Genomic DNA, 17,571 nt, shown 5'->3' with positions numbered 1-17,571 from the left:
CAAGCCATTTAACAAATCTCGATCGCAATATCAACCTTTCTTTGCTAATAAGCTACACGGTTCAGGCGTTGCCTGCGAACTAGAGCCGAGCGGGACAAATACTCTAATTCCAATTTTTTTATCCAAGTTTTTGTGCTTCTTGGTTTTGCCCCTCATGTTTTTAAGTTAACACCAACTGCGCGCATGACAACACTTTGTTTACCAAACTTGACACTTTTTGACGTGCAGAAATACTCCCGAAACCAATTATTAACAATTTGTACGATCGCCAGATCGCGCAACGTGCATAGCCGGCACTTTTCGCTTGCTGTCAACGCAGCAGAGCTTCCCAAGTTGCGCGGCCGACAATGCCATCGGCGGGTAATTGATATTGTCGCTGAGCCGCCTTGACAGCAGCTTGAGTTGCCGGGCCGAACACGCCGTCAGCACTCACGCGCAAAAATCCCTTGGCCTGCAGCCGCTCTTGCAAATCTCTGACTGCCGGCCCCCGCATTCGTCTTCTCAAAACTGGAAAATTGGTTGGCTGCGCTTCGGGACTAATCTCTGAGTTGTCGGCAGTTACAGGATCGTTGGCTATGGGGTTTTCGACGATCGCGCTCGGAGCCGCAGGAAACAGCCTGTTCCAAGTATCTTGACCGACTATTGCGTCTGGAGCTATGCCTGCTGCTTCTTGGAACTCAGATACAGCTCTAGCCGTGCTTTGCGAGAAAACCCCGTCTACAGTGTCAGTGTAAAAGCCCAACAATTTAAGAGCAGCTTGGAGTTCGATCACTTCCGATCCGCGGCTGCCCAATTTGATTGCGGGGCGGACGATCGCACCTGTTTGAGCGATCTGGCTGTTGCTGTTACTCTGTTCGGAGGTAGGTAGCTGTGCGACAGCAGGAGTAGAGGCGATCGATCCCATTAGCAATAAACCGCACAAACTCCAGCCTCCGAGCCAACTCGGAACCTCGCGGGCGTCATTCCAGCTTGCTGTCAAGTTTTGGGACATTGGGAATTCGACCTCTGCAAAACTGGTAGCGATCGTACATCAAATCTGGAAAAAAGTGGGAAGTTCGGCATTGAGAATTGGGCATGGGGCATTAACTGTTTCCCAGGAAGAGCCTCGGAACCAGTTAACTCAAAACTCACAACTTTTCCCCCCTTCCCTTTCCTAAAAAAAATTTATGCCTCTCAAATAGCTGCAATTGGCAAAAAAACTGCTAGATTGCCCTACAGAAAACATTGAATCGCGTTCCTTGGGCCCCAGCAACACCATGTCCGAATCCAGCAGCAATCCCACCAGAACCGCCCGCCAAATAGACATCGGCAACGTCAACATCGGGAACTTCCAAGTCGGCAGCATCAGCGGCACCAAATACAACGACCTTAACGCCAACGGTCGCCCCGATCCCGGAGAAGTCCCAATTCCCAACTGGCAAATCTACCTCGACCTCAACAACAACAGCCAGCCAGAGTTTAACGAACCTTCCACCCTCACAAACCCGCAAGGCAACTACATCTTCGCCAACCTGCCGCCGGGAACTTACCAAGTTAGGGAAGTCCAGCAGCCGAACTTTCGCCAAACTACCCCAAATCCCGCACCCATCACGATTACCAGCGGGACAAACGCTGGCAATATCAATTTTGGCAACAACTTCAACGCAGGGACGATCGCAGGCACAAAATTCAACGACATCAATAACAACAGCAGCCGAGATCTCGGGGAACAAGGGCTAGCTAACTGGCAAATTTACCTCGACCTCAACCGCAACAACAGGCTTGATGGCGTCGAACCTGTTACTTTGACAAACGTTGAGGGCAATTACGCTTTTGTCAATATTCCCGCAGATACATATTTGGTGAGAGAAGTCCAGCAACCGGGTTTTCGCCAAACCACGCCTGACCCCGGCCCGGTTAATGTTACTTCCAACGCCACTGTCAACAACATCAATTTTGGCAATGTCTTTTTTGTCGGCAGCATCAGCGGCTTCAAGTTCAACGACCTCAATGCCAACAGCGTCCGAGATGCGACAGACCCGCCTCTGACCAACTGGCCAATTTACCTCGACCTCAACGCCAACAGCAGCTTTGATCCGGGCGAACCCAACACCATCACAAACCCGCAAGGCAACTACACTTTTGCGAATGTTTCCCCGGGCCGGTATTTGGTGAGGGAAGTCCAGCAACCGGGATGGGTACAGACTACGGCAAATCCAGGCCCGATCGACATTACCGGCAATACCAACGCAGTCGGCGTCAATTTCGGCAACAATTTTCCCACCGGCAGCATCAGCGGCTTCAAGTTCAACGACCTCAACGCTAACGGTATCAACGAACCGACGGAACCGAGAGTTGCCAACTGGCCGATTTACCTCGACCTCAACAACAACGGCGGCCTAGACCCCAACGAACCTTCGACTTTAACCAACCCGCAAGGTAATTTCTCTTTTATCAATTTATCTCAAGGCACCTATTTGGTGAGGGAAGTCCCGCAGCCGGGTTTTCGACAAACCACGCCAAATCCGACTCCGATCGCCGTGGGCAACGGCACAAATGCCACTAATCTCAGCTTTGGCAACGTGTTGGTAACGGGCACGATCAGCGGTGTGAAATTTAACGATTTTAACGCTAACGGCCGCCTAGATCCCGGGGAACCGCCGATCGCCAACACTCAAATTTACATCGACCTCAACAACAACAGCAGTTTAGATCCGGGTGAAGCGAGTACCTTAAGCGACGTTCAAGGCAATTACAGTTTCCGCAACGTTCCGGTAGGTAGTTATGTTGTCCGCGAAGTTCCACCGCCCGGTTTCATTCTAACGACCCCGCCTGCGGTGGTTGTTGTTTCGGCAGAGATTCGGGCCAGCAGCATCGATTTGCTGACGGGAGATTTGGTGACGGGAGATACTGAGGATAGGTCGGCTAAATCCTTGAATGGCGGCCCGCGGACGGATGCCAGCAACTACGCGGGCGAACCTGCGGGCAATATTGGGGCGGATAGCTTGCTTTTGAGTTCGGGTCGTGATATTGATCGAATTAGTAATTTTTTGGTCGATCAACCTCTGACGAATTTAGGCAATAGTCCTAACTTTGGACAACAGAATGTCGGTCTGAATCATAATGCACAAATCGGTGAATTTGTCAATAGAAATGAATTAATTAATGGGACGCTCGGGAACTCGGTCAGCACTGTGGGCGCAAGAGATTTCTCCGTTATGTAGGGTGAGACAAAGCTCGATCGCCCAGAATCGCCAACCGCAGATCAAAATCAGGAAGAGGTTAAAGGGCGATCGCGTGATACCCTATTGTTGGCAACCTCCAACACTCAAGCCTAAGTTCCGGCAACTCCGAAACTGGCTTGTATATTGGGTGCAATATTCAGAGGCAGTAGCATCTCTGTGAGTGAGAAACTATCAGGCAATTCCCCCAAACCCGATCGGCGTATTTCCAGGCAAAGCAAGTCATATCAAGTCCGGTAGCTCGATCGGTGCTGGTTCGCTGTACTTGGCAATCCCAGACAATGCGATCGCCAAGCACAGCGAACCAGGACAAACAAGAACGATGCCGCCGGACTTGATATGAAGGGGGAGAAGTCAGTCTTAGGCTTTTTAAAGCTCGAAACAGCAAGTATGTACGGACAGAGAAGGCGTGCAAATCTTGAAGATGTTGCCCTCAAATTGCCAGGGTTCTTCAAAACCTGATATACTTGCCAGCGACAAAGCTTGAGGCATTGTTGTGTGAGATGGGAACATTACCTCAAGTGCAGACGTATGTAAAATCGAGTAGCGGTTGTCAGCTATTAGTAAAAACTACTCAGCAACTTACAACCCATACAGTAGTCTGTAATTTACGTGGATTTAGGTGTGAAGGAGAGAAATCATGACAGATTTAACTAAAACTAACGAAGAGCTAGAGCGCATTGCCCTGCAACTACAGCCTGTTGTGGTTGGGAATGCTGGCCCGGCAATTTTAGGAATCAAGTTCAATGACCTGAACGCAGATGGCGTCAGACAGCCAAATGAACCAGGCCTGGCAAACATCCCGATTCTCCTCGAACCTGCGGCCGGCAGCGACGGCGTATTAAATCGTCCGACAGAAAGAACAACCACGACGGACGCTAACGGCGCGTTCTCATTCATAAATCTTGTCCCCAGCAATTACCTACTCACCGAAACAGCAATACCTGCAGGTTTCAGTAGTACGACTCCCAATCCCCTCGCTGTCACTGTCGGCAACACAAATGCCAACGTTTTCTTTGGCAACACCATAATTCCCGGGAGCCGGATTGTAGGATGCAAATACCTAGACATAGATGCCGACGGCTTTCGAGATGGGAATGAACCGGGCATTAAAAACGTCAGGATATATATTGATGCCAATGGCAACGGTCAACGCGATCCAGGGGAACTGAACACCTTAACAGACAAAAATGGTAAGTGGTCGTTCGACGTACCAGCCGGAACCTACAAGATTCGGGAAGAACGGATCGCACGACAAATTAGTTCTGTTACCGGACTAGAAGTTAATTCTCCGACCGCAGAACCCTTAGAAACACAAGATTTTCCCCAAAGCACTCCGCCCAACAACATTCCCGTACTGGACGTGACGGTAGCAACCGGTCAAACCTTTGCCTGCGCTCAAGTTGGCGACACTCCGCTCTATCAAATTGAAGTTAACAAGTTTCGAGACATAGACCGCAGCGGCACGCGAAATATTGTTAATGGAGTCTTGGAACCCGCCATTGCCCGAGTACCGTTCATTTTAGATTTGAACAAAAACGGTGTCTGGGATGCAGCATCCGAACCGATCGCAATCACTGATGCAAACGGAGTGGTTACCTTCAAGGATTTGCGAGCTAACAATTATTCAGTGTTGGAAATTTTTCCATCTGTACTGCCGGCAGTAGTAGGTGGCGGTACTCCTGGCAACCTCGATGCTCCAGTTTCAACTACTGCCAACCCCACTGTGGTTTCGGCACCAGGGCCGCAGGCGCGATTCCAGGGCACGATCAGCAGAGAGCAACCGCTGCTCGTAGCAGACTCAACCTACACGCTGAGACCAAACGACCCTAAATTTGTAGACAACAACCGCGACGGCGTTCAACAGGCAGGGGAAAGATCGATTGCTGCAACTGGTGAGCGACCGATTTTTGCAGCGCCAACATACACTTTGCCAGCAACCAACCCCTCCCCAGCACTTACCTTTTCTCCTGTTGGAGCTACTCAGGGTGTGGGAAATAATGCCGGTGTGGGCAACACTCGACCGAACATCACTGTCTTCAAATACAATGACTTGAATGCCAACGGTCGCTACGAACCTACTCAGGGTGAAGCGCCTCTGAGCGGTGTCACCGTCTTCCTCGACACCAACAATAATGGCACTCCCGACACTGGAGAACAGCAAATCCAGACAAATAGCGTTGGGACAGGAGCCTTTACCAACTTGGAAGCGGGCAACTATGTCGTCCGGGAAGTCGTACCCTCTGGTTTCTCGCCTTCGACTGTCGCTGCAGTCAATGTGACCCTCAGCACTCAGGACGCCAACGTTACCTTTGCCAACACACCCAACAGCACCATCACCGGTTGCAAGTTTGAGGACTACAACCAGAACGGTTATCGAGATGGCAACGAACCAGGTATTGCTGGTGTCACCATTGCGATCGATAATGGTAACGGTGTGTTGGATGCAGGTGAGAAGACGGCTACTACCAATCAGTTTGGTATCTTTTCATTCACCGATTTGACCCCCGGCACTTACAAGATTCGGGAAGTCGAACCTTCTGGCTACTTCAAAACGACTCAACCGGTGGATGTTGTTCTCGGTGCGAATCAAATTTTTACTTGCGCTTTGGTGGGCAACTCTCGGCGCTATGACCTGCTGGTTCCTAAATTCCGAGATGACAACCGCGACGGTATACAGAATGCAAACGAACCGCCCCTTGCCAATATCCCATTTACTTTAGATTTGAACGGGAACGGCAGCTACGATCCTGCTACCGAACCGCTGGTAAGAACTAATGCTGAGGGTATTGCTCGGTTTGATAATTTGGACCCACGCACCTACTCGGTTTTGGAAGTCTTCGATCCCAGCGTTAACAACCCGTTCCCGATCCCAACTGGGCCAAACCCTGTTAACTTTAGCGTGCCTGGTCCTAACACAGCGCCTACGACAACTGTGACGCCCCCAGACCCATCGGGAATAATAAGACTAAAGAGCCTCGATCTAGACGATCCGGTGACTGGCGGCACGGGTGTGGTAACTGCTTCTAGCATCGCCAATGATGAGAAAGATCCGCTGAATGACTTCGACCGTTCAGGGGCAACTCTGGAACAGGCCAGCAGCACCGAGATATTGTTCCCAGATAAGAGTCCAGGTTTTAGCTCCTTTGTTGACTTGCAGCAGTTGCCAGGCTTGGTGAGTAACCAGATTGATTTGTGGCTAGCACAGCAGGGTCTCGATAAACATCCATTAGACTTCGGCACTCCTGCTCCACTACCTGATTTTAATGTTAGGTAGGATTTATAGTTCGAGACTCAGCAATTAGCAACTACCTTGTTTAAACTGCACGTCAAATCATATTTTGGCGTGCTTTTTGCTGTTTAGACAATAATTAGAGGCTCGCGCGGCGGCTTTATGGTTTTTTTAATTACCGGAAATATTGTTCGTGAAACCCGCCTCTACAACAAATATATCCCGATGCTCGTAGGCGCTGGTTTTACCGACAATCTTTGAGGAAAACTCACAATTTATATAAACCAGCGCGCCACAATCATGGGCTCGGCTGACGGGTTTATTTATCTCTTTAATTACTGTCTTTAGTCATAGAGCGCGATCGGCAAAAAGAATGATTCCCTGCCCCAAGAAAACCTTTATTTATAGAGGTAGAACATAGAGGAATATTTTATGCCAACTCAACAACAAACCAATCCGGCTCAACATCAAGAACAGCAACCGGGCATCGAATCCCAAATGACTCCACAACCTCAATCCTTCGCGGAGGGATATCGCGGTAGCGACAAATTGCGGGACAAAGTAGCCTTAATTACCGGCGGAGACAGCGGTATCGGGCGTGCTGTGGCGATCGCTTTTGCGAAGGAAGGGGCAGACGTGGTTATCAGCTATCTCAACGAAAATGAAGATGCTAACAAGACCAAAGAGGCGATCGAACAACAAGGCCGCCGCTGTATTGCGATCGCCGGCGACATAGGCGATGAAAGCGTCTGCCAAAATCTTGTAGAACAAACAGTTAAAGAATTTGGTCATCTCGACATCCTCGTCAACAATGCCGGCGAACAGCATCCCCAAGAAAGCATCGAAGACATCACCGCCGAACAATTAGAGCGCACCTTCCGCACCAACATTTTCTCAATGTTTTACCTCACAAAAGCCGCTCTAAAACACCTAAAAGAAGGAAGTGCAATTATCAACACTACCTCTATCACCGCTTACAAAGGCAACCAACAATTGCTAGATTACTCCTCCACAAAAGGAGCAATTGTTGCTTTTACCCGCTCTTTGTCTCAAAGTCTAGCTGAGAAAGAAATTCGCGTCAACGGAGTAGCTCCCGGCCCGATTTGGACGCCTCTAATTCCTGCAACTTTCCCTGAAGAAAAAGTTGAAAAATTTGGTGCAGACACGCCCTTGGGACGCCCCGGTCAACCCGATGAACTTGCTCCCAGTTACGTGTTTTTAGCTTCAAAAGATTCGTCTTACATGACGGGTCAAATTTTGCATCCCAATGGCGGCTCTGTGGTTAACGGATAGAAAGGAGTTGCGGAGAAATAAAGTACCAGTCAAATAGGGATAATCGTCATATCCCATTTGGGTAAGGTTTCAGAAAGTTGCCATTCCGGTCGATACTCTTGTAATTGCTTTAGTAAGTAGGTCATTGCAAAAAACAATAGTATTTTATAGGGCTGGGTTTTGCTAACAATCACTCCTATAGCGCGTCTGAATGGTTTGTGTAAATAAAACAAAAGTGGTCAGCTCAAATTCAAGAAAAAAAGGGGGTATAGAAGTAGTTAGTGCCAGTAGCGGGCGCTCAGACTCGCGACAGCAGGGGATAGAACACGGAAGCTGCGGGCGCCGGATCGCGCCCGCAGTCGCGAGTCTGAACAAAAAAACGATAGGATAGAGGCACAATTAGAAGAGTTACAATATTTTATTTAGCCTACAAAAAATATTACTTTCTGAATAGAACCCAGGCTATTAAGCTTAGATTAAAAGCATTTAATTGTCGAAAAATACAAAAACGATTAGAAGTTTCAACTTTTGTTTTGCACAAAATTACTGAAAATATTTAGCCCGGGTAATTCCAGGATGAAAGTAAAAATATCCAGGTTCAAAAAGCTATTTAACTAAAGAACAGCTATCCGCAACTATCCAGTGCCTATCTCCAGCCAAAAACCGGAATCTATTAGAACTATAAAGATACTTCATCTCAATTTATGATGTAATATTTAAATCGCGGTAAAGTTACTGTCGAATATTAAAAACTGGTTAATTAAGCTGTCAGAAAGCTAACATATAAAAATCGAGGAAACAGCCCGTAGTTATTAAGAAAAACGCTATAATTACTGAGGTATTATCAAAGCAAAAGCCAGAAATAGCACCAATAGAACTGGTAGTGTATGCCTGAGATGAGCGTCACTTACAAGGCGATGATATCTTTAACCACTTATGGGGCGATCGTCAATAAAGAACGGTAGTCAAGCTGGACAATCAACGAGATAAGCTAACTTATTATAGTGCATTAAATCTAGCTAGTGAGTAAAGAATTTATGGTGAAGCCATATAAAGCGGGAAATGGAGAAAACACAGGGAAATTGGTTGAAGGACTAAAGAAAATGAATCCACATCAAGAAATGTTGTTAATCGGGGATGGTGCTAGCTACCATAGAGGTCAAGCAATGCAGCAGCTATTAATGAGGGAAAACGACTGTAAATCACAATCAGAATGGTCAATAATTTGTTGTTAATTTTGCTCTTATTGCCCTGAATAAAATCCAGTAGAAAGTATTTGGTTACAAGGTAAAAACTTTATTACAGGTTTTTATGCTATATGTAAAAATTTTAGCAGAGTTAAGAAACTATTTCAATTTTTTGCACTTAAAAAATTTTATTGCTCCTAACTTTAAAAAATATGATGCTTTTGCACAAAGGATTTGGACTTGCTATATAAGCTCATGAATACAAAAGCACTAACGCCAAGCATTTAAAAGACATAAAGGTCTCTAGGAAATCAGAGCAAGGATTTGTCTGAAAGGTCGGTAACATCGATAAGTTCGGATTCAAGAATCGGTCTTACTGGCACAGGTTTTGTCAATGATGAAAAGTCTAGTTGTGAGAACTGCTGGACTTGCCAGTGAACGCTTTCAACTCAAGGGCGTCGTGACTACAGAAGAGGCGCACGCTGCTACTTTGATCGACTGATAATGCGCGCAGCCGGTCTTGATTTAGCAACCTAGCCTTGCGGTCTACCTCCATCATCCACTGGTAGGCGCGTAGTCCGGGCGTGCAGCGTCGTTTGGAGGAACCCATCTCCTCTCGGTAAAAGTAGGCATCGCCTGCGTGTAGCAGCCAACCCTCCGGGGTGTCGATCGCGATGCCCGCATGACCCCGCGTGTGACCCGTAAGCGGGATGAGCAGAATCTCTGGTGGCAGCCCGTCCAGATCGCGGACTGCCTCAAAACCGAACCAAGGTTCGCCCCCCGCCGAATAGTATTTCCAGCGTTTGACTTCATCCCACTGCCCTGGACGATAGCGCCTTTTTGTGATGAAACCGTGCAGATCGTGCGCAGCATCGATTTCCGACTGCATAACGTGTACCGTTGCTTCAGGAAAATCCTCTAGACCACCAGCATGATCGAAATCGAGGTGGGTCAGGACAATATGGCGCACATCGCTTGCAGAAAATCCAAGCTGCTCGATTTGAGCGATCGCCGTGTACTTGCGATCGAACTGGATGTTATTAAAGTGGACAAAGAATGCGCTCAGCCGGGAATAAGGCGCCTTGATATCGCGCAGTCCGAAGCCGGTATCAATGAGAACAAGTCCCTGATTCGTTTCAACGAGCAGACAGTGGCAGACGAGGTTCGCCGTCAGCCCGCGACTGAAGCCATCAAAGAGCGTCCCGCCAATCGGGCACATACAGCCACAATTGAGATGGTGAATTTGCATAAATCCTCTGTTACGATGCCTCCGAGGAGCCATCCTAAATGTGTAAGTTCCGGCCTAGTTGAAAGAGTGTCAACTGAGCATATTCGATCGATCTGTAGGCGCAGATTACTTATTAGCCGACCCCGGTTCAGTAAGTTGACGGTGCTGTTCGGCATTAGCGGTATCAGGCAAAACCTTGCTCGCGGTGCCCTGAAGCTTCGTCTTGAGCGATCCTGCAACAATGCTGTCTTTGCCTGACATCAGCGCCTCGAAACCTTGCTTGGCAACCATAGCCGGGTCATCTTTCCGATCGGCACCGGCCTTAGTATCATCCATTCCGGCCCGATGGAAGAAGTTGGTATCGGTTGGCCCGGGCATCAGTGAGGTGACGGTGACACCCGTATCCTTCAACTCGTTACGCAGCGCCTCCGAGAACGAGTGCAGAAACGCTTTGGACGCCGCGTAGACTGCCTCGAACGGCCCCGGCATCAGGGCGGCGATCGACGAAGTGAAGAGGATGCGACCCTGGCGGCGATCGACCATATCCTTTACTACCCGTTTGGCGAGATGTACGGACGAGACGACGTTGAGGTTGATCAGATTGAGTTCGTCCTTCAGGTCAGTTTCGCGGGCAAAGTCGCCACCGACACCGACACCTGCGTTAATCGCGATCGCATCCACCGATCGACCAGTCGCCTTAATCTTGCTGTAGAGCGTTTCAACACCGTCGTATGTAGCGAGGTCTGCCTCCACCGTCTCGACTTGGACACCGAGCTTCTCGAAGGCAAGAGCGGCTTCATTGAGACTTGGGCCCGTGGAGGTGATGAGAAGATCGAAGCCGTTTTGAGCGAACTGTTTGGCGAGTTCGTAGCCGATGCCGTTAGAGGCACCCGTCACGACGGCCAAGGGGCGGGTCAAGGAACTGTTCATAACTTCCAAACTCCTGTTTAACTGCTCCGTAGTAGTTTGTCTGGGCTTGCTTCTCTTTCTAGCAGACAACCTGTGGGGACTGTGGGCTTCCAACTTTTATAATCCTAGGAAGGCAGCAGTGCGATCGCATCTTTCCAAGGACGTATCGCTATTGTGTTTTAGATATCTCCAATAACTCCCAAAGTCTATCCCCGCTTCAGCTTGTTTTCTAACTGCCTGCTTCCCTGTTCCGGCCAGCCAGAAACCAACGCTTAAATCAGAGTTTGAAAATTTTTTAATTAATAATATTGTCCTAATCAGGGATTGAAACTAGAACTTCAAACTCGGGGTTTTCAGGATATGCTTCGGCACGGCTGCGGCTACTATTTGACGGCCAAAGGGATAGACACTAGGGCAATTCTGAATTATTTTGGACACGCTAACATTCACCACAAATTCCGCTACAGTAAGATACTTTGCCAATTCTGGAATTTCACCGACGGGCTGCCTGTCAGATTTTCCCCGTCTAACTTTTGTGCGATCGGTAATTTTCTGAACTTCCCAGAGTTGCTATTTGCTATAGGGTTCCTCGGCTTTATCCTATCGAAACACGTACCAGTCAGAAACTTCGGGGGCTGCTTGTTTGGCAGGTTTCACCCGCGGCTCTACTGGGCTTGGAGTTGGTGAGGTGGAATTCTGCGATCGGCTTTCTTGCTTGGCCGCCCGTCGCTGACGCGCCCAAAGATCGTATTGATAGAGGTAGGCGGTTGCCACAGGCAAGCAGGAGAGGGCGATAGTTAGTTTCCACATTGAAGACTCTCGATTGGATGGTGCAGTAATAATAAGTGCACCAGAGTGGTAAAATTTTTTTGGCAAGTAGAGGTCTTTACCATGAATCTCTTTCACAAACTAACTTATCTGACACGCCGAGTAATAATTGTATTGGCTCTTGTTGGTATGCTTGGTATCAGCTTTAGTGCTCCAGCATACGCGGCTGCACCTGCTAGATTTGTCTTGGAAACCCCACCCGCCCCCGATCAATTCGTTATTGAACTCACTGATGAGAGTAAGATCCAACAAGCCCGGAATATACTCAATGGAACCCAGAAAGATGAAACCCATGTAGTCGGAAGAATCATAAAAAGACCAGCTCCCTACAATCCAAAATGGAGCTATCAATTAGATCCAGCGTCTATCAGCTTCTTTAGCTTTGCGATAGAAGTTTGTGATGCTCAAATGGGCTACGTAGAAGACCACCTTGATGAAGCGGGTGGAGCCTTTTTACCAGGTCTTTACTGGTGTCCTTGGAGTTCACGGCTAGTCAAGGAAATTAAGTAACCCGAAAACTTTCATTCAAAAAGCGATCGCATTTTTCTGGAGTTAATACCTTTTGTCGAAGAGCCTGGTTTTGCTGATGTAGGTCGGCAATCACTTTTTGTGTCGCATCCAGTTCCTCTTTAAGTCGAGAAACTTCTGCCTTCAGTTGTGCTACTTCAGAATTTTTGAAGGATGTACGTATCTTCTCAACAGCCGGGTTGTATTTGTATAACCGATCGCCTTTGGTGTTCCCTTAATTACCTGGCATCATCTTTCCCTGCTTACAAGCTAGTGTGCCAGTTGAAAGGCGATCGCCTAAAACTGGCGCACCTTTAGAGGGGTATGGGGGCGGTGCGACCGCAGCCGCTGCAAGTGTTCGCGTCTCCTCTTCATCTCGTTTCCGGTTGCATGGGAATGATAAAGTTAAGCTCAATAATTCCACATTCCCCGACTCCCGACTCCCCACTCCCCATCATTCCGGTGTTACCGGAATTGATATCACTCGTCCCCTGCTTTCTCACAGCATTTATTATTTTTGTCGATTCGCGACGCGAGGGTTGTTCTCTGGGGGTATCCCCCAGAACCCCGTGGCAGCCAGAGCGAAAACCAACTGATGCTTCGTTGCGGTCGTTACGGGCGTCGCACAAGAGCCACCGCACGCCCTCCACTGTCTCCCTGATAGTGAATAATTTTTAACACAAACAATAGAATCTCTCACCGGATGGGATTACATTTTATCACACCTGGTTGCTGTTGCATAAGTTTTGAGAATTGCTCGGTAGAATTTGAAGATTTGTGTGTTTATAAAAAACAATAATCCCGCCACCAGGTTGGGAGCGGGATTGATAGGTTGCAGTTTAGCTATTCTCTAGTTTTGCTAGAGTTAAAATTAGCCGAATGCTGAATTAGCTCAGGTTAGCCATTTCTTGCTGGATCGTGCTTTTTGCTGCTTTAAATTGAGTAGCCATTTGTTCCATTTGTGCTTCGCTCAGGTTGCGGCGAATTTGAGGGAACATATCGTTTTCTTCTTGTCGAACGTGATCTTGAACCGCTGTTTGGAGCTGTTTGATTTGGGCTTTGAAATCAGAAGAAGTGGGGTTGAGAGACTTAATTTGGGCGAGCATCTGCTTCATTTCTGCTTGCTCGTCGTACAGTTCTTGAGTATTGCCGTAGTAGCTGCGAACTGCGGGATAAACAATTTGTTCTTCTGCTTCGGCGTGAACGCTGAGGTCTTTGTAAAGTTGACCGAAGAATTCTTGCAGTTTTTGAGTATCGTCGGTGCTTGCGATTTCCATAAATAGGGTATCGACTTTGCGGTGATCCATTGAGATGATTTCGGTGATGTTCATCTCATCTTTGCTGCGGGTAACTGCACCGCCGATGATGCCGGTCATGGCTGCCATAGCATCTTGCACGCGCGCCCAAACGCCTTGGTCGGGGTCTTTGCCGGTCAGTTCGCGCACTCCTAAAATTTCGAGAACTCCTTTGAGTTGTTCTTGGTGAGCGCGGTTCTCAAAGTTAACTGTGTTGAGGGGAGTAATGGCTGCTTCGATGTCGGCGCCGACTATTTGAGCGGCTTTGTGAATTAACAAGCCGGCCATTGTTTGTTTGTGTTTGAGCAGTTCGTGCTGACCTACTTTTTCAAACAATGTGAGTTCAGAACCTTGCATGAGTTTCTGAACTTCTTCAATCATTTTTGTGCTGGTTTCTTTGGGTTCGGCTTGAATGCCGTATTGTACGATCGTGGTTTCTAATACGCCCAAGTTTTTGCGATCGTCATCGAGCATATCCCGGAAGCGCTGGGCCAGTTCGGAGTCGTTGCAGGAATTGATGAACAATTGCTCGTTGGCGATCAAAAGGTTTTGCAGCGCTTTCATGTCTGCTAATTTAGTTGCGATCGCTTGGCGCTTGGTATCTTCTAAGGTAGCTACCATCTGTCGTTTCTCCTCTCAAGGTCTTTAGTGTTCTTACATCTTTTAATTTATTGAAATATTCTGATAACACCCTCTTTCTCGCGACTGATTCATTAATATCCCGCAGAAGCTATTGACTTTTGAGCGAAAAAATGGTAAGTATTTGAGACTGCTTGAAAAAAAGCAAAAAGCAAAAAATAACTGATGAGTAAGGATTAATGGCAGAAGACTCCGCCCAAAAACGGATACCGTGCCACGTACTCCTGTCGCGATCGGCTCAAAATTTTAGACTCTTGTTCAAGCCCCCAGATTCATCTGTGCAGTAAATCTCAAATCTCAAATCTCAAATCTCAAATCGACTGAGTGATAATTTCTGTATAAATTAATCCCGATCGCAGAGCTGTAAAGCGCTACCATAGTTGCAGCCGAAGTTAACTAAAGTTTAAGAATAACTAGCTTGTCTCAACTGCTCACTGCTTTAGAGTTCCCAGCCAATGTCTGGAAGCTCAACAACGGGTTAACGGTCATTCACCAGCGGATTTCGGCCACACCGGTGGTCGCGCTAGACGTGTGGGTGAGGGCTGGCGCTACGCTGGAGCCGGATTCTTGGTCGGGAATGGCTCATTTTCTAGAACACATGATATTTAAAGGGACGGATTCGATCCCCCCTGGAGAATTTGACCAAGTAATAGAAAATCGCGGCGGTGTCGCCAACGCAGCTACAAGTCACGACTACGCCCATTTTTTCGTCAACGCTGCGGCCGATTATTTAGCAGAAACAGCGCAGCCCCTGGCAGAATTGCTGCTGCGCGCTTCGATTCCCGATGGGGAATTCGATCGCGAGCGAGATGTGGTACTAGAAGAAATCCGCCAAGCTCAAGACAATCCCGATTGGGTGGGTTTCCAAGCCATGATGGAAACAGTTTACCAGCGACATCCCTACAGGCGATCGGTATTGGGGACGGAAGAGTTGCTGATGTCGCGAACTCCCCACGAAATGCGGTGTTTCCACCGATCGCACTATCAGCCGGAAAATATGACTGTGGTGATAGTCGGGGGCATTGATGAACAACAGGCTAGAGATGTGACGGGGAAAGCATTCGAGCAGTTTTCAGATCGGTGGGATTGTCCCAAATTAACCGCAGAGGCCGAACCGCCACTTATAGAAATTCGCCGTCAGGAACTCGGCCTCCCCCGATTGGAACAAGCGCGGCTGATGATGGCTTGGACGGGCCCAGGAGTTGAACAGTTGCAAAGTGCTTGCGGCTTGGATTTGCTTTCGGTGTTGCTTGCAAACGGGCGGACTTCGCGTTTAGTCAGGGAACTGCGGGAAGAATTACAATTGGTAGAGGCGATCGACAGCACTTTCTCGCTGCAACGGGAATCGAGTTTATTTACTATCAGTGCAGTCTTGGACGCGAAGGATGTCGAACAGGTGGAATCTCGGATTTGCGATCGGCTTTGGGAATTGCAGTCTGAGCCGGTTTCCGAGGTAGAACTACTTCGCTGTAAGCGTTTGCTGTGCAACGATTTTGCTTTCTCCATCGAAACGCCGGGACAGCTAGCCGGTCTTTACGGATATTACAATACGATCGCCACTGCCGAATTAGCGCTCAGCTATCCCACCAGGATTAAAGCATTTGGGCCATTAGACCTCCAGCGCCTAGCTCAACAATATCTCTCTCCCCGGCGCTATACAGCCGTGGTACTCAAACCAATCTAATCGTTAAGCTTGTGAATATAAATATATTTTGTACCGGATAGATGTTCGGCATTTGTCCGGGCTTCTTTGTGCTTGGGGCGCACCCTAGGGGATAGATGTTGTTACATTTAGATGTTGTGGGTCAGGCCCGGCCCGGTATGACATCATACAAGATGCACATGGAAAATAGAAGTGCGATTCGTTGAAGCGTAAATCACGGTGAAAACCCGTACATAGCGTTTCCAGTCACAAGACTGAACTCTCGGTCTGATAAGGGTGCAAGTCCCTTCTGCCAGACTCAGGTATGACTCCCTACCTGCCCACACCGACCGAGCTCGATTCTCGGAGAGTGAAGCTGGGAACAGGGCGCAACCAGACACCCAATGTGGGGTGACACTTGGCGCTAATGGGGGGTTTCCAATGGTAAAACAGAGCCTAGAAAAATAACTTATTCCAGAGCGGGACACAGACCAAAACTCCCGACTCCACTGGAGTTCATTCCCGCCGAATATATCTATATTATCGGCAAGAGTCTAGGGAATCCAGTAGTTAAATTGGCTACACCTAAAGGAACAATAAATCTAACCAAGGGAACGAAGAAAAACGAGCTGAGGGTCAAGGGGAAGTCGAACCCCAAGTAGGCTAGACGAGCAGCGGAAGCCCCTTAGTTCGGGTAGGACAGACCGTAATTGGTCTGAGGTGTTCAGAAAACATAAGTTAGAGCAGCGCATGATTAGACACAACAGTAATGTTAGTGAATCTTGGAAGACGTTACCTTGGAAGAAATTCCGAAGGGACTTATTTCGCCTACAAAAACGAGTGTTTAAAGCGATTCAGGTTGGAGACAAGCCGAAAGCAAAGTCCCTTCAAAAGCTAATTCTGAAATCTCGGGCTGCAAGAATGTTGGCAATACGTCAAGTAACTCAACTAAACGCTGGCAAAAAGACTGCGGGAATCGATGTCCAAGCCTCACTCACATTTGAGGAAAGGTTTGCCTTGAGTGAAGAACTCAGAGCCAAAAGTAACAACTGGAAACATCAGAAGTTACGTTCAATACCAATCCCTAAAAAGGATGGGAGTACCCGCCTCCTTAAGATACCGACTATCGCCGATAGAGCGTGGCAATGCCTCGCAAAATACGCGCTAGAGCCAGCTCACGAAGCAACTTTCCACGCCCGGAGTTATGGGTTTAGAACAGGAAGGTCTGCGCATGACGCGCAGAAAAATCTGTTCGACAACCTACGCTCTCAGAGCAACGGAATAGAGAAACGGGTTATCGAGCTTGATATCGAAAAATGTTTCGACAGGATAAGCCACACCAGCATAATGGAACGACTCATCGCCCCAAAAGGCATCAAGACCGGAATATTCCGCTGTCTAAAATCAGGAGTCAATCCAGGATTTCCAGAACAAGGAACCCCGCAAGGGGGCGTGGTAAGTCCATTACTAGCCAATATTGCTCTCAATGGGATTGAGGAAATACATCAATCAGTTCGTTACGCGGATGACATGATAAGTGCGACACGATGTTGCATATTTTGAGTGAGGAGTTTACTTCTCTAAGTTAGTGTCCAAACTTATCCTCAATCT

General features: G+C 48.1%; 14 protein-coding genes. 8 read left to right on the top strand and 6 right to left on the bottom strand.

Annotated elements, in window-relative coordinates; genetic code table 11:
- Positions 1 to 310: 310 nt before the first annotated feature.
- Entirely contained in the window at positions 311 to 991 is a 681-nt protein-coding gene (locus QUA13_RS10460; protein WP_333198252.1) for a peptidoglycan-binding protein, read from the bottom strand.
- Between the two features lie 196 nt (positions 992 to 1,187).
- Here QUA13_RS10460 and QUA13_RS10455 point away from each other — a divergent pair, with 196 nt between their 5' ends.
- From QUA13_RS10455 to QUA13_RS10435, 5 genes are all read left to right on the top strand, one after another.
- Positions 1,188 to 3,203, top strand: a complete 2,016-nt coding sequence (locus QUA13_RS10455; RefSeq protein WP_333198251.1) for an SdrD B-like domain-containing protein — start codon at positions 1,188 to 1,190, stop codon at positions 3,201 to 3,203.
- A 181-nt stretch (positions 3,204 to 3,384) separates the two neighbouring features.
- Positions 3,385 to 3,564, top strand: a complete 180-nt coding sequence (locus tag QUA13_RS10450; protein WP_333198250.1) for a hypothetical protein — start codon at positions 3,385 to 3,387, stop codon at positions 3,562 to 3,564.
- 297 nt (positions 3,565 to 3,861) lie between these two features.
- A complete protein-coding gene (locus QUA13_RS10445; RefSeq protein WP_333198249.1) occupies positions 3,862 to 6,498 on the top strand; it encodes an SdrD B-like domain-containing protein in 2,637 nt (878 codons plus the stop codon).
- Between the two features lie 387 nt (positions 6,499 to 6,885).
- Positions 6,886 to 7,746 carry an SDR family oxidoreductase gene (locus QUA13_RS10440; RefSeq protein ID WP_333198248.1) on the top strand — a complete coding sequence of 287 codons (861 nt, stop codon included), beginning with the start codon at positions 6,886 to 6,888 and terminating at the stop codon, positions 7,744 to 7,746.
- A 1,001-nt stretch (positions 7,747 to 8,747) separates the two neighbouring features.
- Positions 8,748 to 8,960 carry a hypothetical protein gene (locus QUA13_RS10435; RefSeq protein WP_333198247.1) on the top strand — a complete coding sequence of 71 codons (213 nt, stop codon included), beginning with the start codon at positions 8,748 to 8,750 and terminating at the stop codon, positions 8,958 to 8,960.
- 358 nt (positions 8,961 to 9,318) lie between these two features.
- Here the strand turns inward: QUA13_RS10435 and QUA13_RS10430 are convergent, their stop codons facing one another.
- From QUA13_RS10430 to QUA13_RS10420, 3 genes are all read right to left on the bottom strand, one after another.
- Positions 9,319 to 10,161, bottom strand: a complete 843-nt coding sequence (locus QUA13_RS10430) for an MBL fold metallo-hydrolase (protein ID WP_333198246.1) — start codon at positions 10,159 to 10,161, stop codon at positions 9,319 to 9,321.
- A gap of 105 nt (positions 10,162 to 10,266) precedes the next feature.
- Positions 10,267 to 11,070 (bottom strand): SDR family NAD(P)-dependent oxidoreductase, encoded by an 804-nt coding sequence (locus QUA13_RS10425; RefSeq protein WP_333198245.1) that lies wholly within the window; start codon positions 11,068 to 11,070, stop codon positions 10,267 to 10,269.
- Positions 11,071 to 11,649: 579 nt separating this feature from the next.
- Positions 11,650 to 11,859 (bottom strand): hypothetical protein, encoded by a 210-nt coding sequence (locus tag QUA13_RS10420; RefSeq protein ID WP_333198244.1) that lies wholly within the window; start codon positions 11,857 to 11,859, stop codon positions 11,650 to 11,652.
- A gap of 81 nt (positions 11,860 to 11,940) precedes the next feature.
- Here QUA13_RS10420 and QUA13_RS10415 point away from each other — a divergent pair, with 81 nt between their 5' ends.
- Positions 11,941 to 12,387: a BP74-related protein gene (locus QUA13_RS10415; RefSeq protein WP_333198243.1), complete on the top strand. Its 447-nt coding sequence runs from the start codon at positions 11,941 to 11,943 to the stop codon at positions 12,385 to 12,387.
- Between the two features lie 368 nt (positions 12,388 to 12,755).
- On the opposite strand, the gene QUA13_RS10410 is transcribed toward QUA13_RS10415, so the two are convergent.
- Positions 12,756 to 13,025: a hypothetical protein gene (locus tag QUA13_RS10410; protein WP_333198242.1), complete on the bottom strand. Its 270-nt coding sequence runs from the start codon at positions 13,023 to 13,025 to the stop codon at positions 12,756 to 12,758.
- Positions 13,026 to 13,271: 246 nt separating this feature from the next.
- Positions 13,272 to 14,300 (bottom strand): hemerythrin domain-containing protein, encoded by a 1,029-nt coding sequence (locus QUA13_RS10405; protein WP_333198241.1) that lies wholly within the window; start codon positions 14,298 to 14,300, stop codon positions 13,272 to 13,274.
- Positions 14,301 to 14,736: 436 nt separating this feature from the next.
- On the opposite strand from QUA13_RS10405, the gene QUA13_RS10400 reads away from it, so the two are divergent.
- Together QUA13_RS10400 and QUA13_RS10395 are read left to right on the top strand one after the other, a co-directional pair.
- A complete protein-coding gene (locus tag QUA13_RS10400; protein ID WP_333198240.1) occupies positions 14,737 to 16,002 on the top strand; it encodes a pitrilysin family protein in 1,266 nt (421 codons plus the stop codon).
- A gap of 708 nt (positions 16,003 to 16,710) precedes the next feature.
- The gene (locus QUA13_RS10395) at positions 16,711 to 17,523 is read left to right on the top strand and encodes a reverse transcriptase N-terminal domain-containing protein (RefSeq protein WP_333198286.1); all 813 of its coding nucleotides are present in this window, start codon (positions 16,711 to 16,713) and stop codon (positions 17,521 to 17,523) included.
- Positions 17,524 to 17,571: the final 48 nt, after the last annotated feature.

The organism is Microcoleus sp. S28C3, assembly GCF_036700785.1.
Classification (GTDB): Bacteria; Cyanobacteriota; Cyanobacteriia; order Cyanobacteriales; family Microcoleaceae; genus Microcoleus; species Microcoleus asticus.
The sequence above is the reverse complement of the archived record's forward strand: the minus strand, read 5'-3'. Positions and strand labels throughout refer to the sequence as shown.

What these genes read in the sequence shown, in the direction of transcription:
- QUA13_RS10425 (WP_333198245.1), bottom strand. Translation starts at nt 11,070, where the DNA reads ATGAACAGTTCCTTGACCCGCCCCTTGGCCGTCGTGACGGGTGCCTCT.
- QUA13_RS10405 (WP_333198241.1), bottom strand. Translation starts at nt 14,300, where the DNA reads ATGGTAGCTACCTTAGAAGATACCAAGCGCCAAGCGATCGCAACTAAA.
- QUA13_RS10395 (WP_333198286.1), top strand. Translation starts at nt 16,711, where the DNA reads ATGATTAGACACAACAGTAATGTTAGTGAATCTTGGAAGACGTTACCT.
- QUA13_RS10440 (WP_333198248.1), top strand. Translation starts at nt 6,886, where the DNA reads ATGCCAACTCAACAACAAACCAATCCGGCTCAACATCAAGAACAGCAA.
- QUA13_RS10430 (WP_333198246.1), bottom strand. Translation starts at nt 10,161, where the DNA reads ATGCAAATTCACCATCTCAATTGTGGCTGTATGTGCCCGATTGGCGGG.
- QUA13_RS10420 (WP_333198244.1), bottom strand. Translation starts at nt 11,859, where the DNA reads ATGTGGAAACTAACTATCGCCCTCTCCTGCTTGCCTGTGGCAACCGCC.
- QUA13_RS10415 (WP_333198243.1), top strand. Translation starts at nt 11,941, where the DNA reads ATGAATCTCTTTCACAAACTAACTTATCTGACACGCCGAGTAATAATT.
- QUA13_RS10460 (WP_333198252.1), bottom strand. Translation starts at nt 991, where the DNA reads ATGTCCCAAAACTTGACAGCAAGCTGGAATGACGCCCGCGAGGTTCCG.
- QUA13_RS10445 (WP_333198249.1), top strand. Translation starts at nt 3,862, where the DNA reads ATGACAGATTTAACTAAAACTAACGAAGAGCTAGAGCGCATTGCCCTG.